Origin of the sequence: Microbacterium schleiferi, from assembly GCF_038150145.1 — a bacterium.
Lineage (GTDB): Bacteria > Actinomycetota > Actinomycetes > Actinomycetales > Microbacteriaceae > Microbacterium > Microbacterium schleiferi_B.
The window spans coordinates 144,299-166,351 of sequence record NZ_JBBWSA010000003.1; the positions used below are offsets into that span (position 1 = coordinate 144,299).

Sequence of the window (22,053 nt, forward strand, 5' to 3'; positions counted from 1 at the left end):
AGGACATCGTGGACGGATGAACCCCCGGTTTTGGGGGTTCATCCGTTTTTGCGTTGGTAGCCGTGGGTGGGGTTCAGGGTGAAGTCGGCGATGATTTCGCCGGTGTCGCGGGTGCTGATGATGGCGTCGTTGTTGTGGATGAGGGCGATGATCTCGGTGCGTGCGTGTGCTCTGCCGATGCCGAGGTGGAGCATTCGTCCGGAGTGGCGAAGGCTGATTTTGCCGGCGCGGTCGATGGTGTCGTAGCGGACTCTCCAGACGTTCGGGTCGTCGGGTCGGCTCGGGTTCGCTTTCGGGATCAGGTGGTAGGCGAACGTGGGTGTTCGACGGCGCAGGGCGCGGTGCGGGCGTACGTTGTTGTAGTAGTCCCGGAACGCGTCCAGCACGGTCTGGAGGTCGGTGAGGGTCGCGGCGGGGTGGGCTTTGAGGTGCTTTTTCAGGGTCTGCCAGAACCGCTCGATCTTGCCTTGAGTGGTGGGTTTGAAGGGTTTCCCGTTCTTCTGGGTGATGCCCAGATCGGCGAGCAGGGTCTCGAATGCGTTGCCGGTGCCGTCGCCTCTTCCTCTGCCTCCGCGGGCGAGGCGGGTGGTGTAAACCATGCCGTTGTCGGTGAGTGTCGCGGTCGGGTAGCCGTGCTGTGACGCTGCCTGGGTGAAGGTGTCGGTGACGGTGCGGCCGGTCACCCGGTGATGTGCGGTCAGGTGCAGGAGGTAGCGGGAGTGATCATCGAGCCAGCCGATCACCTCGACCTCGGCTCCGTTGGTCAAGAAGACGTGGGTGAAGTCGGACTGCCAGAGCTCGTTGGGGCGGTCCGCGGCGAAGCGGCGCCATGATGACCGTGGGCGTTTCTGCGGTTGCGGGGCGACTTTGCCGGCAGCTGTCAGGAGCCGCCAGACGGTCGCCCGTGAGGTCGTGACGCCCTCGCGGGCGAGCATTTCCGTGATCGTGTCCGCGCCGGCATCCAGCCCGCCGGCGATTAGTTCGTCCCGCAGGGCCACGATCTGGCCGCGAACGATGTCTGGGGTGCGGTTCGGACTGGAGCGGGGGCGTCTGGACTGCGGTTCGAACGCTGCCTCGCCCTCGGCGAGCCACCGATGGTGCAGCTTGTGCACGAGTGACTTGGAGACCCCGTAGCGCGCAGCGACCTGCCGGTAGGAGAGCCCCTGGACGGTGACGGCTTTGATCAGCACCTCGTACTTGGCCACCGTCCACGATGTCCCGAGACATCCCGACTCTGCGTCTGAAAGCGTTCACGATGTCTCGAGACATGCGTCCACGATGTCCTGAAACCACACACCACCGTCACCGCCAGTTTCGAGCCCCGATTCCCGCGTAATTGCGCGGGAATCGGGGCCTTTCTCATTCCGACCTGGCCTCTCGTGGCCACAGTTTGGACACGCCTGAACGATCGCGAGCGAGATCGAGGGCGCTTGCAACGGCATCCAGGTCGTCATCGAACAGATCCGCGTACGTGTCGAGCGTCATGCTCGCTGAAGCGTGGCCGAGCATCCGTTGCACGGCTTTCACGTTCGCCCGAGCTGATCGCGAGGGATGCAGCCGTATGGCGCAGGTCGTGCGGCGTGACGGGTGGAATGTCAGAGTCTGTGGCCATCGCGCGCCTCACGGCAGCTGTGAACCAGCCATACCGAGAGTTCGGAAGGCGCATGTGAGAGAGCCCCTCGCCAAACGGGAGACTGCTGGGCGACTTTCGTTCGCACTCCCGGCCGATGCCGCGAGCCGTGAAAGCGGGGTACGGCAGTTGGCGGCTCGACGTTCCGCCAGCGATGGCTCTCGCTCAAGGTTTGTGGCGTCCTTGAGCGTCATGCCGGGCGGCATGGGTGAGTCCCATAGCGTGGTGTCAATTCCTGCGGGGTTCTTGTCGTCGTAGACGTCGAAGGGCCACCGTGGGAAGCCCATTGTTTCCGGCAAGAAGCAAAGCAGAGATCCCACGATGACCCAGTACCAGTCTGCCCTTTCGACCCTGATCGGCGAAGTCCTCGCCGACCCGGACCTGGCTCACTCCGACGTGTTTCGTCGGATGCTGCAAGCCGGCCTCCAGGACCTCGTCGACGCGGAGGCAACCGCGAAGATCGGCGCGGCCCGTTACGAGCGCTCCCCGGAGCGGACCACCCGCCGTAACGGGACCCGCCAGAAAGTCCTCGTGACCCCGGCCGGTGAGGTCGACCTCGCTCTCCCGAAGCTGCGGGAGGGCTCGTTCTTCCCGAGCCTGTTGCATCCGCGGCGGCGGGTCGATAAGGCCCTCTACGCGGTGATCTGCCAGGCCTGGATCGACGGGGTATCCACCCGCAAGGTTGACCAGCTGATCCGGGCCCTGGGCAACGACACCGGCATCTCCCGGTCGACGGTCTCTCGGATCTGCGCAGAGATCGACGAGACCGTGCAGGAGTTCTTGCACCGACGGCTCGATCACACCTGGTTCCCATACCTATTCCTCGACGCGACCTACCTCGACGTCCGCCACCACGGCCGGGTCGTGTCTCAAGCCCTCGTCGTGGCGACCGGTGTCGCCGGTGAGGGCCGCCGGGAGATCCTCGGGATGGCTCTCGGGGATGCGGAAACAACGGACTTTTGGACCGAGTTCCTCCGCGGCCTCCGCGACCGAGGCTTGAAGGTCGCCACCGACACCGACCCGCTCGGGGTAACCCTCGTCACCTCCGACGCGCACGCCGGCCTGAAGGCCGCGGTGAAGGCGATCCTGCCCGCTGCGGGATGGCAGAGATGCCGGGTCCATTTCGCACGCAACGTGACCCAGAAGCTCGGCTCGGCCCGGTCGAAGCCGGTAAACGCGCTGATCTCCACGATCTTCGCGCAGTCCACAACCGAGTCCGTGACCGCGCATACAAGGCGGTCACCGATAGCCTCCGCGGTTCGTTCCCTGAGATCGCAGCAATGCTCGAGGGCGCCGAAGCCGACCTGACCGCCTTCGCGCCGCTGCCCCGCGAGCACTGGCAGAAAGTCTGGTCCAACAACCCGATCGAGCGTCTGAACAGGGAAATCAAACGCCGAGCCGACGTCGTCCAGATCTTCCCCGACCGCGAGAGCGTCACCCGACTCATCGGCGCCGTGCTCCAAGAACAGCATGAGGAATGGGGCTACGGCGAACGCCGCTACTTCTCCGACATCTCGATGCGCAAACTCGTCCACACCCTCCATGACCACACCGAACCCCCACGCCCCGAGCTCTACCTCACTGCCTGACCCTCACCCAGGCTAAGAGCAACCGGAGTGACACCACGACACGGGACTTGACCGCCCTTGGAAGTGTCGAATAGCGGATCACGCCGCGAATCGCCCGTTCGATAGCAGCGAAGACGGGAACGCCTGCGCCGACGCAGGGGTACCTGATCCGACACCTGCTGGAATCGTGGGTCTGTCCGATGAACGGTGTGTGGGTCCGGCGGTTCTCATTAGTGGGTGGTTCTCTCGAACCGTCCGGCGAAGGTGATCGCGAACGCGTTCAGCGCTGGCTTCCACCTCATCATCCAGCGTGCCCGGCCTCCGCCGGTGGGGTCAAGCGACCGGGTCACGAGATAGAGGCACTTCAGTGCCGCGGCCTCGTTCGGGAAGTGCCCGCGCGCCCGAACGGCTCTGCGATACCTCGCGTTGATCGACTCGATCGCGTTGGTACCGGATATGAAAGTCGTGGGTGCCTTACGTGTTCGTCTGGCTGGCTGGATCTTCGATCTGGTTCTACGGTGAGACCGTCCGGAACAGGGGCTCCTAGGGAAATCGGTATGGGCAGGCCGTTCTGTTCGATGGGCTGAGAGCCCGCGTTAGTAGATGGCCGCCCTTGCGACTTGTCCGGCTGCGCCGTGAGCGCGAATCCGTAAGTGTCGGTTCGCCCAACCCTTTCCCGCTCGAGAACTGAACGAGAGGAACGGGATGATGCCGAGATTCATCGGTATGGACGTCCATCGTGACTTCGCGCAGATCGCGATCGTCGAGGACGGTCTGGTGATCGACGCGGGTCGGGTTGACTGCAGGCCGGAAGCGCTGCGGAAGTGGGCGGCCCAGCTCACGATCGACGACCAGGTCGCTCTGGAGGCCACCGGCAACAGCGACGCGATCGCGACGTTGCTGTCGCGGCACGCCGGCCGGGTCGTTGTATCAAACCCGCTGAAGACGAGGGCGATCGCGGAGGCGAAGATCAAGACCGACAAGGTCGACGCGAGGATCCTCGCTCACCTGCTCGCTGCAGACTTCCTGCCGCCGGTCTGGTTGCCCGACAATCGCACTGCGATGCTGCGGCGGATGACGACGGCGAGAGCTCATCTGGTGCGGCAACGCACGAGGATCAAGAACCGGGTGCAAGCGGTGCTCCATCGCAACCTGATGCCGCGACCGCCGGTAACGGATCTATTCGGGAAGACCGGTCGGGCATGGCTGGAACTGCTCCCGCTCCCCGAAGACGAACGCGCGTCGGTGACATCGCTGCTCCGCCAGTTGGACTTCCTGGGAGGAGAGCTCGCCGATACGGACCGGGCGATCGCGCAGCAAGCACTTAGTGATCAGGCGATACGACGGCTGATGACGACTCCCGGGGTTGATGTCATCGTGGCCGTGTCGATCATCGCTGCGGTCGGCGACTTCTCCCGGTTCGAGTCGCCCGACAAGCTCGTCGCCTACCTCGGGTTGCATCCGAAAGTGCGACAGTCCGGCAACTCCCCGGCGATCCACTCACACATCACCAAGACCGGGCGCGCGTCGACCCGCGGCATGCTCGTCGAGGCTGCCTGGATCGCGGCGAAAGCGCCCGGCCCGCTGCGCGCGTTCTACCATCGCATCAAGCAGCGGCGAGGGTTCCAGATCGCTGTGGTCGCGACCGCACGGAAGATGCTCGTTTTTGCCTGGCACCTGGTCACCAAGGACGAGGACTATGCGTTCGCCCGGCCGAGCTTGGTCGCGTTCAAGCGTCGTAAGCTCGAGCTGACTGCAGGAGCGCCGAAGGCTCACGCGCGTCGCGGCGTGGGCTACGACTACAACGACAAGCAGCTCCGCCGTTTCGAACGCGACCTGGTTGAGAAGAGCGAACAGGCCTACGAACGGCTCGTCGCAAGCTGGCAACCATCCCGGCCGGCTGGCGCCGACCGGATCGACTTCCACCCCACCGTTCAGGCAGAGGAAGAACCCGCGAAGGCTTGACTATTTCATCCGTCGTGCAGATCACCCTGCGGATCTCGACGTCGTACTCCAGGAACGGCACGAACTCCGCCCAGGAAGAACGCCATAGCTGCACGATCGCCGGATACCGTTCTCCCCACTCGGCAGCGAACTCTTCGAACCGGTCCTTCGCTGCCTGCTCGGACGGGGCCGTATAGACCGGCTTGAGTGCTTTCACGATGCCGTCCCGATGCTGCCGTCCGGCGTAACGGAAGCTGTTGCGGATCAGATGCACGATGCACTGCTGGACGACCGTCTGCTCCCAGGTCGTGTTGATCGCCTCGGGGAGACCCTTCAGCCCGTCGCAGACGGCGATGAGCACGTCCTCGACGCCCCGGTTCTTCAGCTCGGTGAACACCTGCAGCCAGAACCGTGCTCCCTCGCCTCCGTCGCCGGCCCAGATCCCGAGGATGTCGTGCTCACCGTTCACGGTGACGCCCATAACGACATAGAACGGAGTGTTCCGGACCTGCCCGTCCCGCACCTTCACCACGATCGCGTCGACGAAGATCACCGGATACAGCGGGTCCAGGGGTCGGGACGCCCATTCGGCGAGCTCGCCGCTGACCTTCTCCGTGATCCGGCTGATCGTGTCCTTGGAGACCTTCGCGCCATAGACCTCATCGAAATGCGCCGCGATCTCACCCGTCGTGAGCCCGCGCGCAGTCAGCGACAGCACGATCTGATCGGTGCCATCCAGCCGTCGCTTCCGCTTCGGGACGATCACCGGCTCGAACGACCCGTCCCGGTCCCTGGGAACCTCGATCTCCACGGGTCCGATCTCGGTGAGCACCGTCTTCGTCCGCGTCCCGTTGCGCATGTTCTCGCCGATCGGGGTCCCGCCATGATCGTGGCCGAGGTGTTCGGTCAGCTCAGCGTTCAACGCCGTCTCGAGGACGTTCTTCGTGAGCTGATTCAGCAGCCCTCCCGGGCCGACCAGGCTCACGCCCTGCTCCTTCGCCTGCGCCAGCAACCGCTCGGCAAGGTCCTTCTGATCGATAATCTCTCCCGTCACGGGATCGATCATCGCCTCTTCCAACAGCTCGGTCGTGTCAGCCACGGCCATCTCCTTTCGGATCAGGCCGGACCCCACCCACCGTTAATCAGACAGTCTCCTCGGAGCGCTCGACCTGACCATCAGCTGAGGACAAGGAGCGCGCCTCAGCGCTGCGGCTCGTTTCTTGGGGCAGATCGAATCCACCGCCGGGTTCACCGGAAGCGGCCTGCAAACGATCGTTTCTGAGAGGAGGCCATGCGATGTCCTCTGTCGACATCGGGGACGCTCGGTAGACTCCTCCTATGGCTCTCCGGCTGCTCATCGACCGCGATGCGGTCGCGGCGGTGTGCCGGGCGCGTGGTGTGCGTCGGATGCGGGTGTTCGGATCTGCAGTCGATGACAGCTTCAATGCCGCGCGCAGTGATGTCGATCTTCTGGTCGAGTTCCTGCCGGAGCTTGCGGATCCGTTCGATGCGTACTTCGGGTTGAAGGAAGACCTCGAGGTGCTGTTTGGCCGTCGCGTTGATCTTGTGATGGCGGATGCCGTCCGCAATCCGTATTTCGAGGCGGCTGCGAACGCGAGCGCCGAAGAGCTGTATGCGGCCTGAGTCTGCCGCGTTCCTCTGGGATGTGCGCATCGCCGCGGACAGGATCGGCACTTTCATTGCCGGACTCACGAAGGACGACTACCTGGTCGATGAGTTGCGGCGTTCCGCGGTGGAGCGTCAGCTCGAGATCATCGGCGAGGCGCTGAACAACCTCCGCCGGGTGGATAGCGACACGGCCGCCCTGATCCCTGAGGTCGGCCGCATCATCGGATTGCGCAACGTCCTCGCCCACGGCTACGCGGTCGTCGATGACAGTGTGGTGTGGACAGCTGCGTCCCGCCGCGTACCCGAGCTCCGAGAGATCATCGATCGGGTGCTGGCGACGTAGATCCTGGGGCACCGTAGCCGCGGCAACGGAGTGGCGCGGCAACGGTGGGGGGTGGGCGGAACAGCCGGCCGCGGCGGGTAAAGGCGTGGGTAAACGTGGCGACACTGGGGACACTACGAGGTGGGTCTCCGAAACCTGCGGGCCAGCGGGACGACGGCGAAAGGGCCTCGAAGTCGGCCCCCGACATCCGATCCGGCAATAGTTCAAATCCCACCGTCACCGCCATGCGCAAGGCCCCGAGATCCGCGGAATAACGCGGGAATCGGGGCCTTTGTCATTCACCGATCCGCGGGACGGTCGGGTCACTTCTGCCTCGCGTCCAGCACCGATCACCACGTCGCGCACGCTCCGCCGTGTCGCGTCACAACTCCTCGGCGATTCGCTTGATCTCGGCGAGGCGCCGGTCCCAGGCGATGCCGATCTCCTCGAGGCGGCGCGCCGCGGCCGTGAGTTCGCTCCCGAGGGCGCGGTAGCGAACCTCACGACCAGCGGGCACCGGTTCCACGAGGCCCGCGTCCTTCAGTATCGCGAGGTGCTTCGCGATCGCCTGTCGCGTCACGGGCAGAGTCGTCGCGAGCACGGATGCCGATGCCTCCCCGTTTCCTAGCGCAGCGAGGATCGACCACCGCGTGTCGTGGCCGAGAGCCGCGAAGACGGGCACGAGTGTCGCGGCGGTCACGACTGCGCCTCGAGGATGCTGATCCCGTCCTCGAGGAGGGTGACGAGCTTGTCCAGCTCCTGGGTCCACCCCTGGCGGTGTGCGGCGACGTTGTCGGCTGGCGAGTGCGTGCGCTCGAATCCGCTCTCGACGACCTCCAGCTCCGCGCCCTCTTCCGTCTCGCTCAGCGTGAAAGTGAACGTCGTCGCGGTGGCCTCGTCGAAGGCGCTTGGCACGGAGCCGAGCGCGTCGTCGTTGTTCCACTGGTAGGTGATTGACCGCGGCTCGTCGGTGGAGAGGACACGCAAAGGTACGGCGCCGTAATCGGGAAAGGCGATGGTGCCAGTTCCGCGTGCGTCAAGAGCGGTCGGGGCGAACCATCGGGAGATGTGCTCAGGGTCGGTGATGGCGATCCACACCGCCCTGCGAGGCGCCGCGATGCGGATGCGCCGACGCACGGTGAGGGCTTCGACGTCGGCGACGGCCTCGGGGTTCTGGGTGGTCATGCGTTCTCCTTCGCTAGGTGTTCGAGGCGAATACTCGCCAGTACGAGACGGCCTCTCCTCTCGGTGAGCATTCCTGGCCATTTCTGCATCTATATGGTTGCAGATTAAACCTGCGTATTGCAACCGAATAGTTGCAGTAAAACTCATGAAGAGGGCGGATGCTCTCGAGGCGTGTTATCCCGGCTCGGTGAAGGACTGAGTGGTGGGCTGATCTGTGCACGCGGCGCGAGACGGGGATCATTCCCGCTGCGCGTGATCCCGGTAGACGGCAGCAGCGCGTTCGAGATACGCCGTGATTGCTGCCTGCTCTTCGTCCGAGAAATCCGCGAGCACCGCTTCCAGCTCAGCGAGGACGGGAATCATCAGCTCGAATGCGCGCGCTCGTGACGTCTCGCTCGGCACGACTAGGATGCTGCGCCGATCGCTCGGGTGAGGTTCGCGCGTGACGTGGCCGAGGTCGACCAGGCGGTCGATGGCCGTGGTGGTCGCCGTGGTGGAGATGCCGAGGAGGCGGGAAAGCCCGGTCGGTGCGATCGGGCCACTGGTCAGCAGATGCTGCATCGCCGCGAGGTCTGTCGCGTTGACCGTGAGGTCCTCTTGGAGTGATTCGCGGAAGAGGTCGGTCGCGTCAGTGAGGTCGCGAAGCAGTTCGGTGGCGCGGTGCACCTGAGGCGCAGGTCGCGACGGTTCCGGGTTCCCTCCTTCGCCCTCGGCATCGCCCCCCGCTGGATTCATGTACCCAGCGTACTCTCATTTACTGTAATCTCTCGTGTAACTAGCTTAGCTAGCTAATATCGAGCGCGACAGCGCAGTCGACATCGGACAAGGGGACGACCATGGATGCCTTCCTTCGCTTCATCACTGCCGCGCGAACGTCCTGGATCGTGCTGGTCCTCGCCGTCCTCGCGGTTGGTGGGGTCTTCGCCCTGGCTGGCGGTGAGGAGTCCGACACCGCGCCGTCAGTCGGGCTGCCCGACTCGGCAGAGTCGGTTCGCGCCCAGGCCCTTCTCGCGGAGCTCCCCAGCGCCGACTCGACCTCGGCGATCCTGGTGTTCGCCTCGGACAGTGGAGAACTCTCGGACGAGGACCTGGCCGAGATCAACGCGAAAGCCTTCGACGAGCTGGCTGAGTTCACTCCCGACGGATTCGTGCCGCCGGCCCAGGTCTCTGACGACGGGGCGGTAGCCTTCCTCGTCGTGCTGCTCGAGCCCGAGGCTGATGTCGCGGCACAGACGGAGCGCGCACAGGAGCTGCGGGACGCGGCATCCGCTGGCCTGAGTGAGGATGTGCGGGTCTACCTGACCGGCGCCGAAGGCTTCGAGGTCGACATCGCCGCCGTCTTCGCTGGCGCAGATTTCACGCTGCTTCTGACCACCGTCATCGTCGTGGCAGTGCTGCTTCTGGTCACCTATCGCAGCCCCTGGCTCTGGCTCGTGCCGCTGACAGTCATCGGTGTCGCAGACGCCACTGCCGGCATCATCGCCCGGCAGGTCGCGGCAGCGGTCGGGATCACACTGGATGCCTCGATCACCGGCATCCTGTCGGTGTTGGTTTTCGGCGCCGGAACGAACTATGCGCTGCTGCTGATCGCCCGCTACCGCGATGAACTGCGACTGCATGAGGACCGCCGCGAGGCCATGCGTCGGGCCCTGCGCGGGGCTGGGCCAGCGATCATCGCCAGCGGCACGACAGTTGCACTTGCCCTCGCGTCGCTGCTGCTGGGTGAACTGGCGGGCAACCGCGCTCTCGGATTCGCGTGCGCGGTGGGCATCGTCGTGGCGATGGCGTTCGCGCTCATCGTGCTTCCCGCAGCTCTCGTGCTGTTCGGCCGCGGCCTCTTCTGGCCCTACATCCCTCGCTTCGGGTCTCCGGATGCGATCTCCCGCAGCCCGTGGGGGAAGCTCGGCCGCGCGGTCTCGAAGCGACCGGTCGTCGTCGCGCTCTCCGGTGTCGCCGTGCTGGGCGTGCTCGCCAGCGGCCTGCTTTTCGTGCAGACCGGGCTATCGCAGAACGACCGGTTCCTGCAGAAGCCCGAAGCCGTTCAGGGGCAAGAGATCCTGGCCGATGCCTTCTCGGCCGGTGCGACCTCGCCGGCCTTCGTCGTGGCGCCGCTCGAGGAGGCAGACGAGACCGTCGCAGCGCTCGAATCCACCGACGGCGTTGACTCCGCCGCCGTTAGCGAGGAGTCAGGAGATCTCGTGCGGATCGACGTCGTGCTCGGTGCGAGCGCCGAAACGGAGGAAGCCTTCGCCACTATCGAGCGCATTCGCAGTGAGCTCGACGGGGTTGGCTCGGGCGAGGCGCTCGTGGGCGGCCTTGACTCTCAGGCTCTTGATGTCGCCGACGCCCAGGCTCGTGATCAGGCGCTGCTGATCCCGCTGATCCTCGTCCTCGTGCTGATCGTGCTCATGATCCTGCTGCGGGCGCTGCTGGCCTCGGTGCTGCTGCTGGTCGCTGTCGTCATCAGCTACTTCTCGGCTGTCGGTGCGAGCTGGTGGCTCTTCCAGACGCCGCTGTTCGGGTTCCCCGCGATTGATAACAACGTGCTGCTGTTCAGCTTCCTGTTCTTGGTGGCTCTCGGTGTGGACTACAGCATTTTCCTCGTCACGCGGGCAAAGGAAGAGGCAGAGCACCTCGGCATCACCCAGGGGATGATTCGCGCGCTCGCAGCAACGGGCGCGGTGATCACCAGTGCCGGCATCCTGCTCGCCGCGGTATTCGCGGTGCTCGGCGTGCTGCCGCTGATCACGCTCACGCAGATCGGCGTCATCGTGTGCATCGGCGTGCTCATCGACACATTGCTTGTTCGGACCGTGATCGTGCCGGCGATGGCCTTCATTGCGAAAGACCGGTTCTGGTGGCCGCGCAAGCCGACCCTCACCGACGCGCAGGCCCGGGAGCAGGGTGCGGATGCCTTGGCTCCCGCTGACTCCGCGCCCGAGACGAAGGGCGTGGCCGTCAGCTCGATGTGAGGATCAGGTGGACGGTGTCGGCGAGACGTCCGAGGACGTCGTTCCAGTCGTAGTTGTCCTCGGGACTGACCGTTGCCGCGACACCGAGGCCGAGATAGTGGATGCTCAAGCTGTAGAAGACTTCGAAAGCCCAGTCCGCGCGCGCTGCGGCTAACTCGACATGGTGCTCCTCGGCGGCGGTCAACATGGCGCGAACGAAGACTGCCTGGCCCGCGTCGCCGGACTGCCGGCCGCGGTCGCGGATGGCGGGGTCCTCAACGCCGAGGAGGAAGAACGGCGACAGCAGTTCGCGGTTCTGTCGCAGCAGCTCGGCGTACGCGGTGACGACCGATGTCACGGCCTGCTCGAACGTTGCTGCTCCCAGCCCGGCAGCGCTGACACGATCCCTGGTCTCGGCATCGAGGCGATCGAACTCTTCGTTCTGCACCACTCGCAGCAGGTCGGCCTTGCTCGACACTCGGCCATAGATGGTGCCAACCGACAGGCCAGCAGCCGCGCTCACTTCGGCGATCGAGAACTGGCCGTTGCCGCGCTCCTGCAGAAGCTGCAGCACCGCGGAGCGTACTTTCGCGAAGGAGTCTCGGCTGCGTCGCTGCTTGGGCTCGGCCACCCCGTTGACGGTCGATCGTGTCGCCATCCTCGCTCCGTTTCGCGCGTCGTCTTCCCTCGTCGGGAGTGTAACCAGCCGGCGGCGGGTCTACCGCGCCTCCACCTCGACGAGGAACACCGACTGCGGCGCGAGGTCGAGGTCCACCTCGATCTCGCCCGTCTCGGAGACCACCGCGTCGTAAGGCCCGTCGACAGCTCCTGACACCGACGTGCGTGTGACGCTGACGGAGCGTTCTGCCCACGGGAGGTTCGTGACCTGGATGCGGGCCGAGGTCACTCCCGCCGACGCCAGTTCACCACGTTGCGGGGGGAGTGTGAGGCCGAGCTCGATGCGATGCTCCCCGATCGGGATGCGGAACGTGAACCGGTCCTCCGCCCGCGGTGCCAGCGCCGAGCCGGGGGCGACATAGTTGGCGATAAGCGCACGCACGACATCTCCGTCGCGGCTTGCTGCACAAGCCAGCCCGGATTCGTCTCCGCCGGTGACGCCAAGCCGCCTGCCCGACAGCGCGCGCCCGGCCATCGCGAGCGCGCGAGAGCGTTCGTCGGGGCTGCCATCGGCAGCTCCTACCCCGGCGGGATCGACGAAGCCGTAGTGAGGGTCGAGCCCGCTGTCAGCGCGGAAGAAGAACGCGTGGTCGATGACCGTGTCCTGCAGGTAGATCGCCGTGGCTGCCTGGAACGCTCCCTTCTCGGCCGCGGGCGCGGTGCTACTGGGAACGGCGAGGTAGTTCCAGTAGCTGAGGGTCAGGTCGGTGTCGGTGAAGCCATGACGGTCGAGAAGCGCGCGCAGCTGATTCGACACGTATCGGAAGTCCAGTGGGTCGCGGCTTCCGTCGGTGAACCAGAGGAACGAGAAGAAGTCGAGCGGCAGATCGTTCGTGCGCACGAACTCGAGGAAGCCCTCGCGGTAGGGTGCGTCGCCGTCGAGAGGGAACGCGGTAGCCGGGCCCCCGACGGTCAGCGACGGATCGACGCGGTGCACCGCCTCGCAGAACGCCCGGTACATCTCGTAGAACTCTTCGGGTTCTCCCGCGAAGTGCAGCGGCCCGAAGTCGGGCTGGTCGCCGAATTCATAGATGCGGATGGGAGTGGCGGGGCCCCCGGCCCACCCTTGCGAGTAATGACGCACGATGTGCTCGACGACCTGTCCGTATACCTCGAGGTCTTCTGCAGGCAGCTTGTTCGAGGGGATCGAGCTTGCGACAGTGAACATCACTTGCGCCCCGATGGAGTGCACCGCCTCCACCCACTGGTCGGTGGCTGCGAAGTTGTAGCTCGCAGGGTCGTTGACATCGGCATCCCAGTCGGGAAAGAGGCTCGTCGGGTTGTTGCGGGTGTCAAGGCGCGACAGCCAGTCGAAGGAACGCACCACCGTCACTCCCCCCTCACGCCACAGGGGCGTCATGTCGGGGAACTGGGGGTAGGCGTCGACAGGTCCGGGGATGCCTCCCACCCCGTTGAGCGCACGGAAGGCGCTCTCGTCGGCGGCGTCGATGATGAACGTTCGGTGTAAAGAATCAGCGGTGGGTGTGGCGGTGGCAGCAGGGGACGATTCGTCAGGATGCGACACGCGGGTCTCCTCGGTTGTGACGGGGTGGATGCGGGGCGCTCAGTACGGCATCCGCAGCAGGCGGTTGGCGTACTCGTTCGCGATGGGCTCGTCGTGGCGGAGATAATCGACGCGAGCGCGGTAGGTCTCCGGCGTCACCGAGTCGAACTCCTCGAGCATCGACTCAATCGAGCGATCGTGGACGGCTCGCACGCGCGGCAGGCGACGTTTCATGACGTTCATCTGCGCGTCGACGAGGGGCTGATCTTTCGCGAGTTCCTGGGCGAGGACGACTCCGTCTTCGATGCTCATCGCTGCGCCGGATCCGAGGTAGGGCGTCATCGCGTGCGCGGCGTCACCCATGATCAGGACGCGGCCTCGGAACCACGGATACGGAACCCATACTGTCGAGTAGGGCGTGTACGCGACGTTCTCGGAATGACGAACGTCCTCGAGCGCGTCTGCGAGGAACTCGGATCCGCGGGTGAGCGCGACGGCGCGATCGTGCATGATCTCGGCCATCTTGTTCGAGTCGTAGCGGGGGCGCCCCTCCTCGGCCACGGTGAGCACCATGTACATCGCGTCCTCTGACAGGGGAGTGAGCATGATCTTGCCGCCATACCCCTGGCAGATGATCGGCTGCAAGAGCTTGCGCCGGTTCGGAAGGGCAGCGCGCCACGCGACACCGCCCACCGGCCGCGGAGCGTACTTCTCGCCGAAGTGATCCTGTCGAATCTGCGAGTTGATGCCGTCGAAGCCGAGGACGAGGTCGTAATCGCCGCGGTCACCGCTACTGAAGGTGACGGAGACGGTGTTCTCGTCCTGCTCCAGATTCGTCACGGTCGTGCTCATCCGGATAGTGCAGCCGTTGTCGAGGGCATGCTGGGCAGCCATCTCGAGGAAGGCAACTCGTGCCATCGTCACGCACCCCGGGAGGCCTTCGTCCTGCGTGCCGTAGCTCATGTTGCTCAGGAAGTTGCCCTCGGCGTCGTAGTTGTCGATCCCCGGAGCAGGGTGCCCGAGCTTCAGAAAGTCATCCAGCAGGCCGATCTCTCGCAGCGCCCGCAATCCGTTGATCCGCAGCCCGAAGCCGACCCCGGCGACGCTGTTGTCGGGCTTGACGTCGATGACGTCGACGTGAGCGCCGATTCGTGCAAGGGCCGAGGCCGTGGTCAGGCCGCCAATGCCGGCGCCGACAATCAGGATCTTCATCGGTTCTGCCATGGCGTTTCCTCTCTGAGCGGCCGTCGGTTGCGCGCGTATACGCAGCGCGAATATTCGAATCCGAGCTATGGTTCGGATTCGAAATGTACCGACTCCCGTGGCGACGCGCAAGAGGGGCCCTTCGGCGTGCAGTGAGGAGTTCCCGGCATGCACCTGCGCCCGCCACGGATGCGACGTGCAGGGCGCGAGCCTCCGGTAGCGTGCCGATCGTGACCGTTGAAGACCTGCCGTGCCCGAACTGAGCGCGCTCGCGTGGGTCGCGCTTGCGGCCGGCGCGGTCATTATCGGACTGTCGAAGGCCGCGCTGCCGGGAGCGGGGACCATCGCTGTGGTTCTCTTCGCGTCAGCACTCCCGGCCAAGCAGTCCACCGGGACGATCCTGCTACTACTCATCGTGGGTGACGCTCTGGCGCTGCTCGCTTACCGGCGTCACGCCGACGTTCGGGCTCTCTTGCGGCTCATCCCGACGGTGATCGCTGGGATCTTGGTGGGCACGCTCTTCCTCGCCTTTGCGTCGGATCAGTGGGTGAGGCGCACGATCGGCGTCATCCTGCTTGTCGTCATCGCTGTCACCCTCTGGCGGCGATCCCGCACGGATGCCGACGCGGCACCAGGCGTGGTGGCAGCTGGCTTTTACGGGGTGATGGGCGGATTCACGACGATGGTCGCCAACGCCGCCGGACCCGTGATGTCGATGTACTTCCTGGCCGCTCGGCTTCCGGTGCACGTCTTTCTCGGGACCGCAGCCTGGTTCTTCGCTGCGGTGAATGTCGCGAAGGTTCCTTTCTCGATCGGCCTCGGGCTCATCACGCCACACGGTCTGCTGATCGATCTGATCCTCGTGCCCGCGGTGGTCATCGGTGCCCTGGTTGGGCGACGGATAGCGGCTGTGATCAGTCAACGCCTCTTCGAGCAGATCGTGATCGTCCTGACTGTCGTGGGAGCCGTATACCTGTTGATCTGAGCCGCGTCACCGACCGACGGTCGAGCGTGCCGGTGTGGCATCCGCGCCGGTCTGCCGTGACAGATTGTCGATCGGTTTGTCCTGGCAGGTGACCTAACCTGACGGCATGGCTGAACTCGACTTCCCGACCATCCCGCACTGGATCGACGGCGCACCGACGGCGTCGACATCCGGCCGCACAGCCCCCGTCTTCAACCCCGCTACCGGCGTGGTGGCAGCTAACGTCGGGCTCGCTGACCAGGCCGAAACTGACGCCGCCATTGCCTCGGCGCGACGCGGCTTCGAGGAGTGGTCGTCGTGGTCGATCGCCAAGCGACAGGGCGTGCTCTTCGCCTTCCGTGAGCTGCTCAACGCGCGCAAGCCGGAGCTCGCGGCGATCATCACCGCCGAACACGGCAAGGTGCTCTCCGACGCGATGGGTGAAATCCTGCGCGGCCAGGAGGTCGTGGAGCTCGCCACCGGTTTTCCGCACCTGATCAAGGGCGCGTACTCCGAGAACGCCTCGAGCGGAATCGACGTCTACTCCCTCAAGCAGCCCCTCGGTGTCGTGGGTGTCATCAGCCCCTTCAACTTCCCCGCGATGGTGCCGCTGTGGTTCGCCCCCATCGCCATCGCCGCTGGCAACGCCGTCGTTCTCAAGCCCAGCGAAAAGGACCCGTCGGCCGCGCTCTGGCTCGCGGGGTTGTGGAAGGAAGCGGGCCTTCCCGACGGCGCCTTCACCGTCCTGCAGGGCGACAAGCTGGCCGTGGACGGGCTGCTGAACTCGCCCACCGTCGAGTCCATCAGCTTCGTCGGTTCCACGCCGATCGCGCAGTACATCTACGAGACCGCCGCCCGTAACGGCAAGCGGGTTCAGGCGCTCGGTGGGGCCAAGAACCACATGCTCGTGCTGCCGGATGCCGATCTTGACCTCGTTGCCGACCAGGCAGTCAATGCCGGCTACGGCGCAGCGGGTGAGCGGTGTATGGCGATCAGTGTGGTGCTGGCCGTGGAGCCTGTCGCGGATGAGCTCATCGCAAAGATCACGGGCCGCATCGCGCGGCTCACCGTCGGCAACGGCGCCCAGGCTGGCGACGCGGAACCCGACATGGGCCCGCTCATCACCGACCAGCACCGCCAGAAGGTGGCTGGGTATGTCGACATCGCCGAGGCTGACGGCGCGACAATCGTCGTCGACGGCCGCTCGCTGGTCGTCGACGGACACGAGGACGGATTCTTCTTCGGACCGACGCTCATCGATGGCCTTCCGACCACCAGCCGTGCCTACACCGAGGAGATTTTCGGTCCTGTGCTGTCGGTTGTGAGGGTCGGAAGCTTCGAAGAGGGAGTCGCGCTGATCAACTCAGGCGAGTTCGGCAACGGAACTGCCATTTTCACGAACGACGGGGGTGCAGCCCGACGATTCCAGAACGAGGTGCAGGTCGGCATGATCGGCATCAACGTGCCGATCCCGGTTCCCGTCGCGTACCACTCGTTCGGTGGATGGAAGAAGTCATTGTTCGGCGACGCCAAGGCCTACGGCGTTCACGGGTTCGACTTCTTCACGCGCGAGAAGGCGATCACCGCGCGCTGGCTCGACCCCGCCACGCACGGCGGAATCAACCTCGGCTTCCCGCAGAACATCTGAGGACGCGTCGGCGCTCATCGTTCGGCGGAGGAGAGTTCCATCGCCGCCCATAGCTGAGCGCGACCATCGAAGGTCGACAGATCCAGGCCGAGGAGTTCGCCCAGTTCATCGATGCGGGCGCGCAGAGTGTGTCGGTGGATGTCGAGGCTGCGGGCAGCTGGGTCCCATGCGGTGTTGGCGGCGAACCACGCGGTAGCGGCGGTCAGCAGACGTTCACGGTGCGCCGGAGCTAGCTGATCGAGCGGCGCGAGCATGCGGCTGGCGACGAGCGGACCGCCGTTGTTTCGCAGCATGCCGATCACACCGTTGTCGGCAATTTCGGAGAACTCGATGACCCCGGGCTCGCTCGACTGTCGGGCGGCATGGGCTGCCTCGGCCAGCGCGCGGCCGAGTTCTTCCCATCGATGGAGCTCGGCGAAGCCTGCGGCGGTGTCATGTTTCTGCAGCAGATCGGCTATCCCCGCGAGCCCGTCGCGAGCGACCAGGATCAGCAGGTCCTCCTCACGTTCGGCGAAGAAGAGGATGCCCGGTTCCGCCGTTGCGGAAAGCTCAAGCTCGTCGAGAAGTGACTGACTGCCGGTGAACCCGACGACCTGACCGGCCAGCAGCGGCGGTGTCGGCATCCGTCCCCACAGCGCCGTCGCTGAGCGGGAAGCTTCTTCTGAGCGGCCGGCCAGCAGCAGTTCGATGACCCCGGTCCGCACCCGCAGGCGCGCGTCCGATACTGCTCGCTGCTGCTCAAGCGCAATGCTCGCCAGGGCGATGACCGACTCGACGAGATCGCTGTGCGCGGAATCAAGCGGGGTGTCGGCGCCCACGGCGAGGACGCCCCCGAGTCGCCCGCTCTGACCGATCGTCTGCAGCGTCGCAGCATGGGGCTCGGCGACGCGGATGCTCGCCGGTGTCGACTTGCGCAGCAGCATCCGCGCCTGCTCCGCGACCGCGGACTCGACGTCTTCCGGGACCTCCGCGATTCCGGGGAGGCTGAGCGGCCGTCCGGCCGCATCGAAAAGCGCGACCCACGTGCCGAGCCGGGAGGAGAGGGTTCGCAGAATCGCACGCAGGCCGTCTTGGCGCACAGCTGCCCGCGCCAGTGCGCGCTGCGATTCCAGTGTCCACGACAGTCTCGCGCTCCGGTCGGCGGCCTCGGCATCCGCGACGTGTCGGATGATGCCGATGAACGGCGTCGTGCCGGGCACCTCGATGAGGGGGATCTCGTGGCGTCGGCAGGCGTCGATGAGCTGGGTGGGGACCGCCGGATGGATGATGTCGGTGGCGAACCCCAATCCCGCCAACCCGCGCTGCTGGAGCCGGCGGCAGTAGTCCTCGGGAGAGGTCGGAGTCGGTCCGGCGAACTGCCCGCCGTCGGTCAGCAGGAGCTGCCCGGGTTCGAGCCATGGCGTGGGATCGGGGAGGTCGGAGTTGTGAACCCACGAGATGGTCCGGTCGAGGTGAGCAGCATCAAGCTCGCCCACGGCGCGCAGACCGAACGCCCGAACAGCAAGAAGGGAGCGCAGTGTCGTCGGAATTGTCGTGCCAATCTGTCGATCGAAGAGTTCGCAGTACGACAATTGTGAACGACGCGAGCCGGTTTCGCGGAGCACACTAGGCGTATGGCTCTCACTCCCGATGACACGAACGCGAGCATCAGCGAACGCGACAGATCGAGCGTCTTCCACTCCTGGTCCGCGCAACGATCCCTCGCTCCTCTGCCGCTTGCCGGTGGGAGCGGCAGCGAGGTCTGGGATGTCGACGGTCGCCGCTACCTCGACTTCTCGAGCCAGCTCGTCAACGTGAACATCGGCCACCAGCATCCGCGGGTCGTCGCGGCCATCCAGGAGCAGGCGGCGCAGCTCTCCACAGTCGCGCCGGCTCACGCGAACGCCACTCGTGCGCGCGCCGCTGAGTTGATCCTCGAGCGTGCCCCCGAGGGCTTCACGAAGGTGTTCTTCACCAACGGCGGCGCGGACGCGAACGAGAACGCGATCCGGATGGCGAGGCTCTTCACGGGGCGTGACAAGGTCATCTCCACCTACCGCTCGTACCACGGCAACACCGGCGCTGCGATCGTTGCCACCGGCGACTGGCGCCGTATTCCGAACGAGTTCTCGCGCGGGCACGTGCACATCTTCGGGCCCTACCTCTACCGCACGGAGTTCTGGGCCACCACTCCTGACCAGGAGAGCGAGCGAGCGCTCCGCCACCTCGAGCGAACCATCCAGGCAGAGGGCCCCGACTCCATCGCAGCGATTCTGCTCGAGACGATCCCCGGAACCGCCGGCGTGCTCGTTCCGCCGCCCGGTTACCTCCCCGGAGTCCGCGAGATCGCCGACCGCTACGGCATCGTCTTGATCCTCGATGAGGTGATGGCGGGGTTTGCGCGCGCCGGCGAGTGGTTCGCGTTCGACGCTTTCGATGTCACGCCCGACCTGATCACCTTCGCGAAGGGCGTGAACTCCGGGTACGTGCCGCTGGGAGGCGTGGTCATCTCGGATGCGATCGCGCGTACGTTCGATGACCGGGTGTTCCCCGGCGGCCTCACGTATTCCGGTCATCCGCTTGCCGCTGCGTCAGCGGTCGCGACGATCGAGGCGATGGCGGACGAGAAGATCGTGGAGCACGCGGCCCGCATAGGAACGGATGTGTTGGGCCCGCGCCTGCGCGAGATCGCCGAGCGTCATGCGGTGGTGGGCGAGGTGCGCGGTCGCGGTGTCTTCTGGGCCGTCGAGCTCGTCGCCGACCGCGAGACGCGCGAGCCCCTCGGCGCCGACCGGATGGCAGCCCTCAAGAAGGATCTTCTCGACCAGGGCCTGCTCGGCTTCTTCGCCGAGAACCGGCTCCATGTCGTGCCGCCGGCCGTTGTCACCGAGTCGGAGCTGGACCGCGGCCTCACAATCATCGACGCGGCGCTGGGCCGCCTCGGCTGAGGAGACAGCGATGACACGGCTCGCGCCCTTCCAACCGCTCGACGTCGCGGCTGTGGATGTGGCGGGGGTTTCGGTTCCCGAGGATCTTCGACTCGAGGGAGAACCCAGCACGGGCTTCATCGATGTTGCTGTGGTCGGCGACACCACGGTCGGAATCTGGGAGATGACTGCCGGTTCGATGCGCGACATCGAGGCTGATGAGGTGTTCGTCGTCGTCTCGGGTGAGGCGACTGTCGAACTCGTTGGGCAGGACGGACAGGTCACGCGAACGATCGAGCTGCGAGCTGGCTCCCTGTGCCGGCTCGAGACGGGGATGCTGACGCGGTGGCACGTGCCTGTGGGGCTTCGAAAGGTTTACATCCTGCGGGATATCGAGCCGGAACCATGATCCGCCGCGCGGCCGCGGCTGGGTCTTCGACCACCACCGAAAGAGGATGCCGATGAGCGCTCCCACGGCGTATGGCCACGAGATCCGCACTGACCTCGGCGCCATTCGTGGTGCCTTGGCCGAGGCATCCACGACCCCGTTCTGGCTCGACAACCCCGATCGTCCCGATCCACGCGGCGCGGTCTCGGGGCGGGTGTCCACCGATCTGCTCGTCGTGGGTGGGGGATTCGCCGGGCTCTGGACAGCACTGATCGCCAAGGAGCGCGACCCGAAGCGGCGTGTCGTCCTCGTCGAGGGAAACCGCATCGGCTGGGCTGCGAGCGGCCGAAACGGTGGCTTCTGCGAAGCAAGCCTCACCCACGGACCGGAGAATGGGGAGCTGCACTTCGCTGACGAGATGCCGGTGCTGAACCGGCTCGCCGACGAGAACTTCGCCGAGATCCGCGCGGCGATCGAGCGGTATGGCATCGACGCAGAGTGGGAGGAGACCGGCGTCCTGACGGTGGCCACCGAGCCTCATCAGATCCGCTGGCTTCGAGAGGCCGCGGAGCACTCCGCGAACGAGACCTTCCTCGAGGGCGAGAGCCTTCGCGAGCGGGGGAACTCCCCCCTCTACCGTGCCGGGATGTTCGGAACCGACGGCGTCGCCTACGTGAATCCCGCCAAGCTCGCGTGGGGGCTCGCTGCGGCCGCCGAGCGTCTTGGCGTCGAGATCTCCGAGCACACGCGGGTGACCCGCCTGCGCACCGACGGCGATGTCATGGTCGCGCAGACTGCGCACGGTGAGATCCGCGCGAGCCGGGTGGCTCTTGCCACGAACGTCTTCGCATCCCTGCTGCCCGAACTGCGCCTGTTCACGGTACCGATCTACGACTACGTGCTCATGACCGAGCCGCTGAGCACCGACCAGCTCGCCGCCATCGGCTGGACCGAGCGTCACGGAATCACCGACTCGTCGCGTGAGTTCCACTACTACCGAAAGTCGGCCGACAACAGGATTCTGTTCGGCGGCTATGACGCGGTCTATCACCGTGGCAGGCGCGTAAAGGCGGCGCAGGATCAGCGCTCTGAGACCTTCGAGCGACTCGCTGACCACTTCTACAGCACGTTCCCGCAGCTGTCCGGCATCCGGTTCTCGCACAAATGGGGTGGCGCGATCGACATGTCCACCCAGCTCGTCGCGTTCCACGGGTCGGCTCGCGGCGGACGCGTCGCCTATAGCGCGGGATATACCGGGCTCGGTGTCGGAGCAACGCGGTTCGGAGCTGATGTCATGCTCGACCTGCTCGAGGGTCGCGAAACCGACCGCACGAGGCTGAAGATGTCGCGCCGGCTCCCGATCCCGATTCCGCCGGAGCCCTTGGCCTACCCCCTCATCCAAATGATGCGCAGAGCCGTAGCAAAGTCGGACCGCAACGGCGGGAAAGACGGGATTCTGCTGAAGCTCGCAGGACTGTTCGGCGTGGGATTCGATTCGTAGTCGGGTAGCAGGAGGGCCCGCGAGTAGTGCGG

The 22,053-nt window shown here is 65.6% G+C and carries 19 protein-coding genes and 2 pseudogenes; 10 read left to right on the forward strand and 11 right to left on the reverse strand.

What is annotated here, in order from left to right; translation table 11 throughout:
- Nucleotides 1-38: 38 nt before the first annotated feature.
- Nucleotides 39-1,205 carry an IS481 family transposase gene (locus AADH62_RS04200; RefSeq protein ID WP_341578401.1) on the reverse strand — a complete coding sequence of 389 codons (1,167 nt, stop codon included), beginning with the start codon at nucleotides 1,203-1,205 and terminating at the stop codon, nucleotides 39-41.
- Nucleotides 1,206-1,359: 154 nt separating this feature from the next.
- Nucleotides 1,360-1,518, reverse strand: a complete 159-nt coding sequence (locus AADH62_RS14565; protein ID WP_425355642.1) for a hypothetical protein — start codon at nucleotides 1,516-1,518, stop codon at nucleotides 1,360-1,362.
- A 433-nt stretch (nucleotides 1,519-1,951) separates the two neighbouring features.
- On the opposite strand from AADH62_RS14565, the pseudogene AADH62_RS04210 reads away from it, so the two are divergent.
- A pseudogene (locus AADH62_RS04210) lies at nucleotides 1,952-3,219 on the forward strand (IS256 family transposase).
- A 209-nt stretch (nucleotides 3,220-3,428) separates the two neighbouring features.
- On the opposite strand, the gene AADH62_RS04215 reads toward AADH62_RS04210, so the two are convergent.
- A complete protein-coding gene (locus AADH62_RS04215) occupies nucleotides 3,429-3,698 on the reverse strand; it encodes a transposase (RefSeq protein ID WP_341578566.1) in 270 nt (89 codons plus the stop codon).
- Between the two features lie 226 nt (nucleotides 3,699-3,924).
- Between AADH62_RS04215 and AADH62_RS04220 the strand changes: the two genes are divergently transcribed.
- A complete protein-coding gene (locus AADH62_RS04220; RefSeq protein WP_341578567.1) occupies nucleotides 3,925-5,163 on the forward strand; it encodes an IS110 family transposase in 1,239 nt (412 codons plus the stop codon).
- Between the two features lies 1 nt (nucleotide 5,164).
- On the opposite strand, the pseudogene AADH62_RS04225 reads toward AADH62_RS04220, so the two are convergent.
- Nucleotides 5,165-6,208: pseudogene (locus tag AADH62_RS04225) on the reverse strand (IS256 family transposase); the annotation flags it as partial.
- Nucleotides 6,209-6,480: 272 nt separating this feature from the next.
- Between AADH62_RS04225 and AADH62_RS04230 the strand changes: the two are divergent.
- A complete protein-coding gene (locus AADH62_RS04230; protein ID WP_341578402.1) occupies nucleotides 6,481-6,786 on the forward strand; it encodes a nucleotidyltransferase family protein in 306 nt (101 codons plus the stop codon).
- The gene (locus tag AADH62_RS04235; RefSeq protein ID WP_341578403.1) at nucleotides 6,776-7,114 is read left to right on the forward strand and encodes a HepT-like ribonuclease domain-containing protein; all 339 of its coding nucleotides are present in this window, start codon (nucleotides 6,776-6,778) and stop codon (nucleotides 7,112-7,114) included. The genes AADH62_RS04230 and AADH62_RS04235 overlap by 11 nt, the downstream gene beginning before the upstream one ends.
- 361 nt (nucleotides 7,115-7,475) lie before the next feature.
- On the opposite strand, the gene AADH62_RS04240 is transcribed toward AADH62_RS04235, so the two are convergent.
- From AADH62_RS04240 to AADH62_RS04250, 3 genes are all read right to left on the reverse strand, one after another.
- Complete coding sequence (locus AADH62_RS04240) at nucleotides 7,476-7,793, reverse strand: metalloregulator ArsR/SmtB family transcription factor (RefSeq protein WP_341578404.1); 318 nt, start codon at nucleotides 7,791-7,793, stop codon at nucleotides 7,476-7,478.
- On the reverse strand, nucleotides 7,790-8,278 hold the full coding sequence (locus AADH62_RS04245; protein WP_341578405.1) for an SRPBCC domain-containing protein: 489 nt from the start codon (nucleotides 8,276-8,278) through the stop codon (nucleotides 7,790-7,792). The genes AADH62_RS04240 and AADH62_RS04245 overlap by 4 nt, the downstream gene beginning before the upstream one ends.
- Nucleotides 8,279-8,515: 237 nt before the next feature.
- Nucleotides 8,516-9,013 (reverse strand): MarR family winged helix-turn-helix transcriptional regulator, encoded by a 498-nt coding sequence (locus tag AADH62_RS04250; protein ID WP_341578406.1) that lies wholly within the window; start codon nucleotides 9,011-9,013, stop codon nucleotides 8,516-8,518.
- Nucleotides 9,014-9,114: 101 nt separating this feature from the next.
- Between AADH62_RS04250 and AADH62_RS04255 the strand changes: the two genes are divergently transcribed.
- Nucleotides 9,115-11,250, forward strand: a complete 2,136-nt coding sequence (locus AADH62_RS04255; RefSeq protein WP_341578407.1) for an MMPL family transporter — start codon at nucleotides 9,115-9,117, stop codon at nucleotides 11,248-11,250.
- Here AADH62_RS04255 and AADH62_RS04260 read toward each other — a convergent pair.
- From AADH62_RS04260 to AADH62_RS04270, 3 genes are read right to left on the reverse strand one after another with little or no spacing between them, the layout of a single operon-like run.
- Nucleotides 11,237-11,887, reverse strand: a complete 651-nt coding sequence (locus tag AADH62_RS04260; RefSeq protein WP_341578408.1) for a TetR/AcrR family transcriptional regulator — start codon at nucleotides 11,885-11,887, stop codon at nucleotides 11,237-11,239. The genes AADH62_RS04255 and AADH62_RS04260 overlap by 14 nt on opposite strands.
- Before the next feature lie 60 nt (nucleotides 11,888-11,947).
- On the reverse strand, nucleotides 11,948-13,432 hold the full coding sequence (locus AADH62_RS04265) for a GH39 family glycosyl hydrolase (RefSeq protein WP_341578409.1): 1,485 nt from the start codon (nucleotides 13,430-13,432) through the stop codon (nucleotides 11,948-11,950).
- A gap of 39 nt (nucleotides 13,433-13,471) precedes the next feature.
- On the reverse strand, nucleotides 13,472-14,635 hold the full coding sequence (locus AADH62_RS04270) for an FAD-dependent monooxygenase (RefSeq protein WP_341578410.1): 1,164 nt from the start codon (nucleotides 14,633-14,635) through the stop codon (nucleotides 13,472-13,474).
- 229 nt (nucleotides 14,636-14,864) lie between these two features.
- On the opposite strand from AADH62_RS04270, the gene AADH62_RS04275 reads away from it, so the two are divergent.
- Together AADH62_RS04275 and AADH62_RS04280 are read left to right on the forward strand one after the other, a co-directional pair.
- The gene (locus tag AADH62_RS04275; RefSeq protein ID WP_341578411.1) at nucleotides 14,865-15,599 is read left to right on the forward strand and encodes a sulfite exporter TauE/SafE family protein; all 735 of its coding nucleotides are present in this window, start codon (nucleotides 14,865-14,867) and stop codon (nucleotides 15,597-15,599) included.
- Between the two features lie 106 nt (nucleotides 15,600-15,705).
- Nucleotides 15,706-17,226, forward strand: coding sequence for a CoA-acylating methylmalonate-semialdehyde dehydrogenase (locus tag AADH62_RS04280; RefSeq protein WP_341578412.1), 1,521 nt, complete (start codon nucleotides 15,706-15,708; stop codon nucleotides 17,224-17,226).
- A gap of 14 nt (nucleotides 17,227-17,240) precedes the next feature.
- On the opposite strand, the gene AADH62_RS04285 is transcribed toward AADH62_RS04280, so the two are convergent.
- Nucleotides 17,241-18,701: a PucR family transcriptional regulator ligand-binding domain-containing protein gene (locus AADH62_RS04285; protein ID WP_341578413.1), complete on the reverse strand. Its 1,461-nt coding sequence runs from the start codon at nucleotides 18,699-18,701 to the stop codon at nucleotides 17,241-17,243.
- Nucleotides 18,702-18,839: 138 nt separating this feature from the next.
- On the opposite strand from AADH62_RS04285, the gene AADH62_RS04290 reads away from it, so the two are divergent.
- From AADH62_RS04290 to AADH62_RS04300, 3 genes are read left to right on the forward strand one after another with little or no spacing between them, the layout of a single operon-like run.
- Nucleotides 18,840-20,153 (forward strand): aspartate aminotransferase family protein, encoded by a 1,314-nt coding sequence (locus AADH62_RS04290; RefSeq protein WP_341578414.1) that lies wholly within the window; start codon nucleotides 18,840-18,842, stop codon nucleotides 20,151-20,153.
- A gap of 10 nt (nucleotides 20,154-20,163) precedes the next feature.
- Nucleotides 20,164-20,541: a cupin domain-containing protein gene (locus AADH62_RS04295; RefSeq protein ID WP_341578415.1), complete on the forward strand. Its 378-nt coding sequence runs from the start codon at nucleotides 20,164-20,166 to the stop codon at nucleotides 20,539-20,541.
- 52 nt (nucleotides 20,542-20,593) lie between these two features.
- Nucleotides 20,594-22,021: an FAD-dependent oxidoreductase gene (locus AADH62_RS04300; protein WP_341578416.1), complete on the forward strand. Its 1,428-nt coding sequence runs from the start codon at nucleotides 20,594-20,596 to the stop codon at nucleotides 22,019-22,021.
- Nucleotides 22,022-22,053 lie beyond the last annotated feature (32 nt).